The 9,696-nt window shown below is 72.1% G+C and carries 10 protein-coding genes; 4 read left to right on the top strand and 6 right to left on the bottom strand.

Annotated features, from left to right (window positions below):
* Positions 1 to 241 precede the first annotated feature (241 nt).
* Positions 242 to 610 carry a hypothetical protein gene (locus ABZ404_RS33860; protein ID WP_358836973.1) on the top strand — a complete coding sequence of 123 codons (369 nt, stop codon included), beginning with the start codon at positions 242 to 244 and terminating at the stop codon, positions 608 to 610.
* A 60-nt stretch (positions 611 to 670) separates the two neighbouring features.
* Positions 671 to 1,906: a cytochrome P450 gene (locus tag ABZ404_RS33855; RefSeq protein WP_358836972.1), complete on the top strand. Its 1,236-nt coding sequence runs from the start codon at positions 671 to 673 to the stop codon at positions 1,904 to 1,906.
* A gap of 72 nt (positions 1,907 to 1,978) precedes the next feature.
* Here the strand turns inward: ABZ404_RS33855 and ABZ404_RS33850 are convergent, their stop codons facing one another.
* Positions 1,979 to 2,824, bottom strand: coding sequence for an NAD(P)H-binding protein (locus ABZ404_RS33850; protein ID WP_358836971.1), 846 nt, complete (start codon positions 2,822 to 2,824; stop codon positions 1,979 to 1,981).
* Positions 2,825 to 2,895: 71 nt separating this feature from the next.
* Positions 2,896 to 3,756, bottom strand: coding sequence for a ScbA/BarX family gamma-butyrolactone biosynthesis protein (locus tag ABZ404_RS33845; protein WP_358836970.1), 861 nt, complete (start codon positions 3,754 to 3,756; stop codon positions 2,896 to 2,898).
* Between the two features lie 235 nt (positions 3,757 to 3,991).
* On the opposite strand from ABZ404_RS33845, the gene ABZ404_RS33840 reads away from it, so the two are divergent.
* Entirely contained in the window at positions 3,992 to 4,660 is a 669-nt protein-coding gene (locus tag ABZ404_RS33840) for a ScbR family autoregulator-binding transcription factor (RefSeq protein WP_358836969.1), read from the top strand.
* A 30-nt stretch (positions 4,661 to 4,690) separates the two neighbouring features.
* Here the strand turns inward: ABZ404_RS33840 and ABZ404_RS33835 are convergent, their stop codons facing one another.
* The 4 genes from ABZ404_RS33835 to leuA all read right to left on the bottom strand — a co-directional run bounded on the left by ABZ404_RS33835 (position 4,691) and on the right by leuA (position 8,987).
* On the bottom strand, positions 4,691 to 5,533 hold the full coding sequence (locus ABZ404_RS33835; RefSeq protein ID WP_358836968.1) for an isoprenyl transferase: 843 nt from the start codon (positions 5,531 to 5,533) through the stop codon (positions 4,691 to 4,693).
* A 16-nt stretch (positions 5,534 to 5,549) separates the two neighbouring features.
* Entirely contained in the window at positions 5,550 to 6,299 is a 750-nt protein-coding gene (recO, locus tag ABZ404_RS33830; RefSeq protein ID WP_358836967.1) for a DNA repair protein RecO, read from the bottom strand.
* 34 nt (positions 6,300 to 6,333) lie between these two features.
* Complete coding sequence (locus tag ABZ404_RS33825) at positions 6,334 to 6,993, bottom strand: TerB family tellurite resistance protein (RefSeq protein WP_358836966.1); 660 nt, start codon at positions 6,991 to 6,993, stop codon at positions 6,334 to 6,336.
* A 224-nt stretch (positions 6,994 to 7,217) separates the two neighbouring features.
* Complete coding sequence (gene leuA, locus ABZ404_RS33820) at positions 7,218 to 8,987, bottom strand: 2-isopropylmalate synthase (RefSeq protein WP_358836696.1); 1,770 nt, start codon at positions 8,985 to 8,987, stop codon at positions 7,218 to 7,220.
* A 419-nt stretch (positions 8,988 to 9,406) separates the two neighbouring features.
* Between leuA and ABZ404_RS33815 the strand changes: the two genes are divergently transcribed.
* Positions 9,407 to 9,673: a protealysin inhibitor emfourin gene (locus ABZ404_RS33815; protein WP_358836695.1), complete on the top strand. Its 267-nt coding sequence runs from the start codon at positions 9,407 to 9,409 to the stop codon at positions 9,671 to 9,673.
* Positions 9,674 to 9,696 lie beyond the last annotated feature (23 nt).

Genomic DNA, 9,696 nt, shown 5'->3' with positions numbered 1-9,696 from the left:
CCCAAATGACCAACCAACTCGACCAAGCCATCGAACAACACGGCAAAGGCGACCTCACCACCCTCCTCACCGGCAACGACACCTGGACCGTCACCAACTGACCTCATCTGACACCTCACCTGACGCCTCATCCGACATCGGCCGACCAGGCCAGGACCCTCCACCGGACCCCCCATGGCAAACCGGGGGTCCGGTTCGTTAATGTCCTCTCGTCCGAGCAAGTGGGGGGGGAGGACGCATAGTGAGCGCACGGCTGGATACCGTCGCGCCGTCGCGGCCGGCACGCGCGACGCACCACGCACGCGCCACCGCGCACACCGCCGGCGCCGAAGCCACCCCCCAAGCCACCCCCGCGGCCACAGGGGCCATCGCAGTCGCGCCCGCCCGTACGGTGTCGCCCGCCACCCGGGCCGCCGACGGCCCCCGTATCAAGGGCGCCGCACACCGCCCCACGGCTTCCGCCCCGCTGCCCGACACCCCCCTGCCCGGCGCCCCGCGCGACCCGGCCCGGGCCCTCGGCGCCGGTGGCGCCCACGGCTGTCCCACCGTCGAGAGCGCGCCGGGGAACGGCATCCCTGTCGACGCCCCTCTTCCCCTGCGCCGACAGTAGTCGGCACACACGTACACGGCACCGATCCACACCCCCATCCCGTCCTTACGGAGCACCTCCATGCCCCAGCAGCAATGCCCCTTCGCCCTCGACGCCTCCGGGACCGACCTCCACGGCGAGATCGCCCGTATCCGCGCGCACGGCCCGGTCACCCGGGTCGAGCTGCCGGGCGGCGTGCCCGCCTGGTCGGTCACCAGCGCCGAGGCCGCCAAGAGCCTGATGACCGACCCCCGCGTCTCCAAGGACGCCGAACGCCACTGGCCCGCCTGGATCAACGGTGACATCCCGCGCACCTGGCCGCTGGCCCTGTGGATATCCGTCCGCAGCATGATCACCGCGTACGGGGAGGAGCACAGCCGGCTGCGCAAGCTGACGTCGAGGGCGTTCACCGCGCGCCAGACGGCGGCCCTGCGCCCGACGATCGAGCGGATCGTCTCCGACCTCCTCGACAAGCTGGCCGACACCCCGCAGGGCCGGCCGGTCGACCTGCGCCGGGCGTTCGCGAGCCCGCTGCCCGTCCAGGTGATCTGTGAGCTCTTCGGGGTCCCGGAGAGCTCCCGCGACCGGCTCTGCCGCCTCATCGACATCACCTTCCTCACCGAGGTGACCCCCGAGGAGGCCGAGGCGACCGGCCGCGAACTGTACGTGGCGCTCAACGAGTTCATCGCCTTCAAGCGCGCCAACCCCGGCGACGACATGACCAGCGGTCTGATCGCCACCCACGACGACGAGGACGGCAGCGGCCTCACCGAGGTCGAGCTGGTGGACACGCTGCTGCTGATGATCTCGGCCGGGTTCGAGACCGTGGTCAACCTGATCGACCAGGCCGTGTGCGCCCTGCTCACCCACCCCGAGGAGCTGGCCCGCGTCCGGCGCGGCGAAGTCTCCTGGGAGGACGTGATCGAGGAGACCCTGCGCTGGGAACCGCCGGCCGGCCATGTGCCGCTGCGGTACGCCGTGGAGGACATCGAGATCGGCGGTGTGGTGATCCCCCGGGGCGAGCCGATCCTGATCGCGCTCGCCGGGCCCGGCCGCGACCCCGAGGTGCACGGCGAGAGCGCCGACCGCTTCGACCCGTCGCGTCCGCTGCGCCGCGAGCACCTGGCCTTCGGGCACGGCGTCCACTACTGCCTGGGGGCGCCGCTGGCCCGGATGGAGGCGACGATGGCGCTGTCGGCCCTCTTCGAGCGCTTCCCGGACGTGGCGCTGGCGACCCCGGCCGACCGGCTCGCCCAGCTTCCGTCGTTCATCTCCAACGGCCACCGGGAAGTGCCGCTGCTGCTCAACAACCGCTGAGGGCACGGGAGGAGGGGCCCGGCCGCCCGGCCGCGGCGGGCCCCTTCCCGTACGGGAGGCGGCGCGGCCGGGTCAGGCGAAGGCGGCCGCGTGGTCGCGGGCCCACCCGGCGTACGAGCGCGCCGGGCGGCCCGTCAGCTCCTGGACGTCCCCGGAGACACCGGCCTTCGCCCCGGCCCGCTGGCGCTCGGCGCTGTGCAGCAGCGCCTCGGCCACCGGACGCGGATAGCGCGCCAGGAGCGCGGCGCGGGCCTGTTCGACGCCGAGCTCCTCGAAACGGAGCGGCCGGCCCAGGGCCTCGGCGAGGAGCGCGGTCTGCTCGGCGGCGGTGACGGCCGCCGGGCCGCAGAGCGCGTAGGCGCGGCCCTCGTGGACGCCCGGCTCGGTGAGCACCCGCGCCGCCACCTCCGCGATGTCGCGCGGGTCCACGGTCGCGTTGGGCGCGTCCCCGTACAGCGCCCGCACCACACCTTCCTCGCGCACCGAGCGCGCCCAGGACAGGGTGTTGGTCATGAAGGCGCGGGGCCGCAGCAGTGTCCAGGCGAGCCCGGACTCCCGTACGGCCGTCTCGTTCTCGCGCTGGCGGCGGGTGATGAGGTCGTCGGCGGCCGGGTCGGTGACGGCGAGCGCGGAGAGCTTGACCAGATGGCGCACCCCGGCCGCGCGGGCGGCCTCGGCGAACCGCAGGTCGTCGGGGTCGCCGATGCTGCCGGTGACCAGGAAGGCCGCCCGGACGCCCGTCAGGGCGCGGTCGAGGCCGGCGCGGTCGGCGTACTCACCGCGGACCACCTCGACGGCCGGACCGGTGGCCGTCACCCGCTCGGGCCGCCGGGCCAGGATGCGCAGCGGATGGGCGGGGGCGAGCAGTCGGGCGACCTCGCCCCCCACGGTCCCGGTCGCGCCGGTCACCAGAATCACCGTTCGTCGTCCCCTTCTCCGCCTGCGGCCGGTCCCTCGGCCCGTCCCGCGCCCTGTCCCCGTCGCGCCCGTCAGTCGACGCGCGGCGCCGAGAGCGTGGCGAGGAAGACCAGGCTGTCGTCCTGGTGGCCGGTGACCTGCACGCTGGTCATACCGGGGCGCCGGGGCGCCGCGTCGGTGACCTGTATCCAGCAGGTGCTGTCGAACTCCGCGTACCGGTGGAACGCTATGTCACCGGCGATCGGGACGTACGGCGCGGGCCCCAGGGCCGCGCTCGCCGCCTGGCGGGCCGCCTCCAGGAGGAGCATGCCGGGCACGTGGTCGTTGGGGCGCTGGAACAGCGTGGGGTGCGTGGTGTCCACGCGCAACCGCCAGACGCGCTCCTGCGGGCACGGCGACAGCACCACGTCGGCGGCGCGGGTGCGGCCCGCGAGGTCGGCGGGGACGGGCAGCGGAAGGTACCCGGTGGTGCCGGGGGCCGTGCGGTCGCCGCGCAGGCGCCGGTAGACGCCGGGGCTCAGCACCCGGGCCTGCCCGGAACCGGTGGCCACCAGGCGTCCCAGGCGGCGCAGCACCCAGTGGACCTTGAGCCTCGAGAGCTTGCCGCCGCGCCATTCGAGACGGGTGAACTCCAGCTCCACGTCGATGAGCGCCGGCTGACCGCCGACGTCCAACTGGCCGTCGTTGGCGGTATATTCGAGGTCGGTGAGCATGAAGTGCCAGTCGAGCGGCACCCCGTAGCCGGCGTGCACGATCAGCATCGCGGACTGCCGCATCGTCTCAACGACGAGCATCGGGTCGTGCAGATCCCGTGCGACGGGCTCGAAGAAGACGTGGTCGTGCGGCCAGTGCGCGGTGACCGAGAAGGTGTCTCCGTCCCGTCTGCGCCAGCCGTGCGGAAAGGCGTCGGCCGGCCTCGCCCTGTGAACCAATTCCGGTGAAACCGGGTGCGATTGCGTCATGGTGGTGGGCCCGGCCCCGGTTATGGGTATGGCGCTGGTCAATACTGCTGCTGTTTTCGACATGGCTCCCCCCGAGGCATGTACGAAGAAACGTAGTCATGCGGTCCAACGGTTAAGATACAAACTAGACGGTTTTTTTCAAGTGCGGGGCACCGGTCCCGAAGGTTCACAGCGTCGACATCGCGGCGCAACACGAGGAGGCAGCGTGGCGAAGCAGGACCGTGCGATCCGCACCAGGAGGGCGATCCTGGAGGCCGCGGCCATCATCTTCGAGCAGCAGGGGTTCCAGGCCGCCACGATCACGGACATCCTGAAGACGGCCGGGGTCACCAAGGGCGCGCTCTACTTCCACTTCCAGTCGAAGGAAGCGCTCGCGCACGGGGTCCTCAACGAGCAGGGCTCCGGCCCCTCGCTGCCGCCGCAGCCCGTCAAGCTCCAGGAGCTGATCGACGCCGGTTCGGTGCTCGCCCACCGCCTGCGCACCGACCACCTGGTCCGGGCCAGCATCCGTCTGACCCTGGACCAGCAGGCGACGGGGCTCGACCGCACCGGCCCGTTCCGGCACTGGAGCGAGGCGAACCAGGAGGTGCTGAGCCAGGCACAGCAGCGCGGCGAGCTGATGCCCAACGTGGTCATCTCCGACACGGCCGAGCTGTACGTGGGGGCCTTCGCCGGGCTCCAGATGATGTCCCAGACGCTCAGCGACTACCAGGACCTCGCGCACCGCCACGCGGTCCTGCAACGCCATGTGATGGCGAGCATCGCGGTGCCGTCGGTGCTCGCGGCCCTGGACTTCTCCGAGGACCGCGGCGCGCGGCTCACCGCCGAGCTGGAGTCGGCGGACGCCCCCGAGTGCGCGGCGGCCGCGGTCTGAGCGACCCGGCCGGCCGCGCCCCGGCGCGGGTCACTCGGACGCGGTGGCACCGTCCTGGCGCGGGATGTCGAGGTTGGGCAGCGCCCCGCCGAAGCGGCGGTCGCGCTGCGCGTACTCCAGGCAGGCGCGCCACAGGTCCCGGCGGTCGAAGTCCGGCCACAGCACGTCCTGGAAGACCATCTCGGCGTAGGCGCTCTGCCAGAGAAGGTAGTTGGAGGTGCGCTGCTCGCCGCTGGGCCGCAGGAACAGGTCCACGTCCGGCATGTCGGGGTAGTAGAGGTACTTGGCGAAGGTCTTCTCGCTGACCTTCGACGGGTCGAGCCGCCCCGCCTTCACGTCCTCGGCGAGCGCCTTCGCCGCGTCGGCGATCTCCGCCCGGCCGCCGTAGTTCATGCAGAAGTACAGCGTGAGCCGGTCGTTGTCCTTGGTCTGCTCCTGGGCGACCTGGAGCTCCTTGGCCACCGAGCGCCACAGCTTGGGCATCCGGCCCACCCAGCGCACCCGGATGCCCAGCTCGTCCAGCTGGTCGCGGGTCTTGCGGATGAAGTCGCGGTTGAAGTTCATCAGGAAGCGCACCTCGTCGGGCGAGCGCTTCCAGTTCTCGGTGGAGAAGGCGTACAGCGAGATCGAGCCGACCCCCATCTCGATCGCGCCCTGGAGCACGTCGAGGACGCGCTCCGCGCCGACCTTGTGGCCCTCGGTGCGCGGCAGCCCGCGCTCCTTCGCCCAGCGCCCGTTGCCGTCCATGACGACCGCCACGTGCTTGGGGACCAGCTCGCCGGGGATCTTCGGCGGGCGCGCACCCGAGGGGTGCGGCTCGGGGGTCGTGTACTCGCGCCGTGAGCGGCCGCCCAGGATTCCGCGTCGTGCCATGTGGCCTTCGTCTCCCTCAGTTCTTCTCTACGTACCGCAGGGAGCGCAGTCCGCGCTCCAGATGCCAGTGCAGATAGGCCGACACGAGGCCGCTGCCCTCGCGCACGTGCCGGGGCTCGCTCGCGTCCGCCGTCGCCCAGTCCCCCGTGAGCAGCGCGCTCAGCAGTCCGACCGCCTCCGCAGAGGGTACGACGCTGCCCGGCACCCGGCAGTCCGCGCAGACCACACCGCCGCTCGCGACGGAGAAGAACCGGTTGGGGCCGTGGATGCCGCACCGCGCGCAGTCCTCGAAGCTCGGCGCGTAGCCGTTGACCGCGAGCGAGCGCAGCAGGAAGGCGTCGAGGACCAGGTTGGGGGCGTGCTCGCCGCGCGCGAGGGTGCGCAGCGCGCCCACCAGCAGCAGGTACTGCTGCACGGCGGGCTCGCCCTCGTGGTCGGTGAACCGTTCCGCCGTCTCCAGCATCGCGGTGCCGGCGGTGTACCGGGCGTAGTCCGTGACGATCGCGCCACCGTACGGGGCGATCGTCTCACTCTGGGTGCACAGCGGCAGGCCGCGCCCGACCAGCTCGCTGCCGCGCGCGAAGAACTGCACGTCCACATGGGAGAACGGCTCCAGGCGCGCGCCGAACTTGGACTTGGTGCGGCGCACTCCGCGGGCGACGGCGCGCACCCGCCCGTGCCCGCGGGTCAGAAGCGTGATGATCCGGTCGGCCTCACCGAGCTTCTGGGTCCGCAGCACGATGCCGTCGTCCCGGAACAGACTCATGGGGCCATTGTTTCACCGCGCGCGGCGGGCTCGGTCAGGACGGGGTGCGGGCCGCCGCCAGGAGGCGGGCCACGTCGTCCGCGCACAGCTGGAGCGCGCCGCCCACCGTGGTGAGGACCTCGCGCTCGGCCGGGCGGTAGGGGCCGTCGGCGAGCGCGATCCGGGCGCCCTGGAGCAGGATCGACTCGCGGCCGGCCGGGGCCAGGTGCGGGGCCAGCGGCTCCAGCGACTCGTGCAGCTCGATGGCGAGGGCCGCGCCGCACGGGTCGGCCTCGGTGTCGGTGAGGAAGCGCCCCGTGTCGGCGGCCAGCGCCTCGATCAGGGTGATCAGCTGCTCCTCGGTGCAGTCGTCGTACCCGGCGGCGCGGACCGTGGCGACGGCGGTCGAGGTGACCGTACGGGAGGAGGTGCCGCCCGCGGCGAGGACGGCGAGGGCGACGGTGTGCACGGCGTCGCGCAGCATCGCCGAGAAGCGGGTGGTGGTCGGGTGGTCGAGGGCGTCCGTCCCGAAGTGGGTCTCGCAGGCCGCGCACTCCACCACGGGCCCTGCGGCGCCGCGCGGCAGCAGCGGGACGCCGAGGACGGCCAGGCGCCGACGGCCGGTGCGGCGGCGGAAGTTGCGGTCGCCCCCGCACTCCGGGCAGAAGAACTCCCCGTCGCCCACGGTGGTCCAGGCGGTCCGCACCGTCCACACGCGTTCGAGGATGCCCGCGGCGCGAGGGTTCGTCGCGTTGTGTCCCCGGCCTAGCACCACCGCACACCTCCGTAACGGACCGGCAACATTGCCGCGTTGACGTGATGTTAGCCACATCGGCGAGGCGGCGTCAGCACCCTGGGGCGAGGAGTGGCGCAAAGACGGCGCCCCACCGGCCGCCGGGGGCCGGTGGGGCGCCGATCGGCGCCCGGGGGCGCCGGGAATTACCGGCGGGCCGAGCGGTTGACGGCCGAGATGACCGCCTTCAGCGAGGCGCGCGTGGTGTTGGCGTCGATGCCGATCCCCCACAGGACCTGCCCGTCGATGGCGCACTCGATGTACGAGGCGGCCTGCGCGGACGCGCCCTCGCTCATCGTGTGCTCCTGGTAGTCCAGCAGCCGCGCGTCCACGCCGACGGCGGCCAGCGCCTCGAAGAAGGCCGAGATCGGACCGTTGCCGGTGCCGGTCAGGACCGTGTCCACGCCGTCCACGACCGCCTCGACGGTCAGGGTGTCCCGGCCGTCCTTGTCGGTCGTGGTCTGGCCGGAACGCAGCTGGATACGGCCCCACTGGTTGGCCGGATTCGGCAGGTACTCGTCCTGGAAGACCGACCAGATCTGGCCGGGCGTGACCTCGCCGCCCTCGGCGTCGGTCTTCGCCTGGATGATCCGGGAGAACTCGATCTGCATCCGGCGCGGCAGGTCCAGCTTGTGGTCGTTCTTCAGGACGTACGCGATACCGCCCTTGCCGGACTGGGAGTTGACCCGGATGACGGCCTCGTAGGAGCGGCCGACGTCCTTCGGGTCGATCGGCAGGTACGGGACGGCCCACTCGATGTCGTCCACGGTGACGCCCCGGGCGGCGGCGTCCGCCTCCATCGCGTCGAAGCCCTTCTTGATGGCGTCCTGGTGGGAGCCGGAGAAGGCGGTGTAGACCAGGTCGCCCGCGTAGGGGTGGCGCGGGTGGACCTCCATCTGGTTGCAGTACTCGCTGGTGCGGCGGATCTCGTCGATCTGCGAGAAGTCGATCTGCGGGTCGACGCCCTGGCTGAACAGGTTCATGCCCAGGGTGACCAGGTCGACGTTGCCGGTCCGCTCGCCCTGCCCGAAGAGACAGCCCTCGATGCGGTCGGCCCCGGCCATGATCGCCAGCTCGGCGGCGGCCACGGCCGTACCGCGGTCGTTGTGCGGGTGCACGGACAGGCAGACGAACTCGCGGCGGGTCAGATGGCGGCTCATCCACTCGAACCGGTCCGCGTGCGTGGAGGGCGTCGAACGCTCCACCGTGGCGGGCAGGTTGAGGATGATCTCGCGGCCCTCCTCGGGCTGCCACACGTCGCAGACCGCCTCGCAGACCTCCAGGGCGAAGTCCAGCTCGGTGTCGGTGAAGATCTCCGGGCTGTACTGGTACCCGAAGGTCGTCTCCGGGCCCAGGATCTTCTCCGCGTACTCCATCACCAGCCGGGTGCCGTCCACCGCGATCTGCTTGATGTCGTCCTTGGAGCCGCGGAAGACGACCCGGCGGAAGGTGGGGGCGGTGGCGTTGTACAGGTGCACGGTGGCGCGGTGGGCGCCGCGCAGGGACTCCACGGTCCGCTCGATCAGGTCCTCGCGGGCCTGGGTCAGGACGGAGATCGTCACGTCCTCGGGGATCGCGCCCTCTTCGATGATCGAGCGTACGAAGTCGAAGTCGGTCTGCCCCGACGACGGGAATCCGACCTCGATCTCCTTGTAGCCCATGCGCACCAGCAGGTCGAACATCTCGCGCTTGCGGGCCGGGCTCATGGGGTCGATCAGCGCCTGGTTGCCGTCGCGCAGGTCGGTGGAGAGCCAGCGGGGCGCCTTGGTGATCCGCTTCTCGGGCCAGGTGCGGTCGGGGATGGGCACGGCCTCGTACGAGCCGTACTTGTGGATCGGCATCCCGGACGGCTTCTGGGTGTGGGTCGCGTTGGTGACGGGCGTCGGGCGACCGACAGACACAGGGTTCTCGGACATCGCGTAGGGCTCCTCGGGGCCTTCGGGCTGGGGGTCCCCCTGCTCGCTGGGAGCTTGGGGGAGGCCGACTGGTCGAAGCAGCACCAGATCCCGCGGGGAGGGGGTCGGCCTACGACTACAGCCCCTCGCCGCGGCAGCTAAGGAGAAGCAGCCCGAAACGCATGATGTGCCGCAGCCTAGCCGAGAGGCGCCGAAAGCGCCGGTCCCGTTTCAGTATGCGGGACGTGGCCGAGGGGACCAGGGACCAAAGTCCCGTTCCGGCGACGGTGTACGCCCAGGTGGGACGCGAGGCGGCAGAGGGCGACGAAAAGGTGCCGGGGCCGCCCGTGACGGCCCCCGGCGGCTCCCGGCCGTCCCCGGCGGCTCCTGGCCGGCCCGGGGGCGGTGCGCCGGGGCCGGTGCGCTGCTAGACAGGGAGCATGCGCATCCAGGTGACCCGCACAGGAGGATTCGCCGGCATCGAGCGCCGGGCGGAGGTCGACACCTCGGGCCGGCCCGACGCGGCCGAGTGGCAGGCCCTGGCCGAGGCGGCCCTCGCCGACGCCCGGACGGAGCCGTCCCCGGGCGTGCCCGACGGCTTCCACTACGAGATCACGGTCGACGGCCGCACGGTGCACTGCGCGGACCCCCGGCTGTCCGAGGCCCAGCGGACGCTGGTGTCGCGGGTCCTGAAAGAGGGTGCGTAGCGGGCGGCGGGCTTGCTTTGATG

The organism is Streptomyces sp. NPDC005878 (genome assembly GCF_040629815.1).
Taxonomy (GTDB): domain Bacteria; phylum Actinomycetota; class Actinomycetes; order Streptomycetales; family Streptomycetaceae; genus Streptomyces.
Note: the sequence above shows the minus strand (reverse complement) of the source record. Positions and strands in the feature narration are given on the sequence as shown.

Coding starts and splice junctions, on each gene's coding strand:
- ABZ404_RS33815 (WP_358836695.1), top strand. CDS start 9,407: ATGCGCATCCAGGTGACCCGCACAGGAGGATTCGCCGGCATCGAGCGC.
- leuA (WP_358836696.1), bottom strand. CDS start 8,987: ATGTCCGAGAACCCTGTGTCTGTCGGTCGCCCGACGCCCGTCACCAAC.
- ABZ404_RS33835 (WP_358836968.1), bottom strand. CDS start 5,533: ATGGCACGACGCGGAATCCTGGGCGGCCGCTCACGGCGCGAGTACACG.
- recO (WP_358836967.1), bottom strand. CDS start 6,299: ATGAGTCTGTTCCGGGACGACGGCATCGTGCTGCGGACCCAGAAGCTC.
- ABZ404_RS33855 (WP_358836972.1), top strand. CDS start 671: ATGCCCCAGCAGCAATGCCCCTTCGCCCTCGACGCCTCCGGGACCGAC.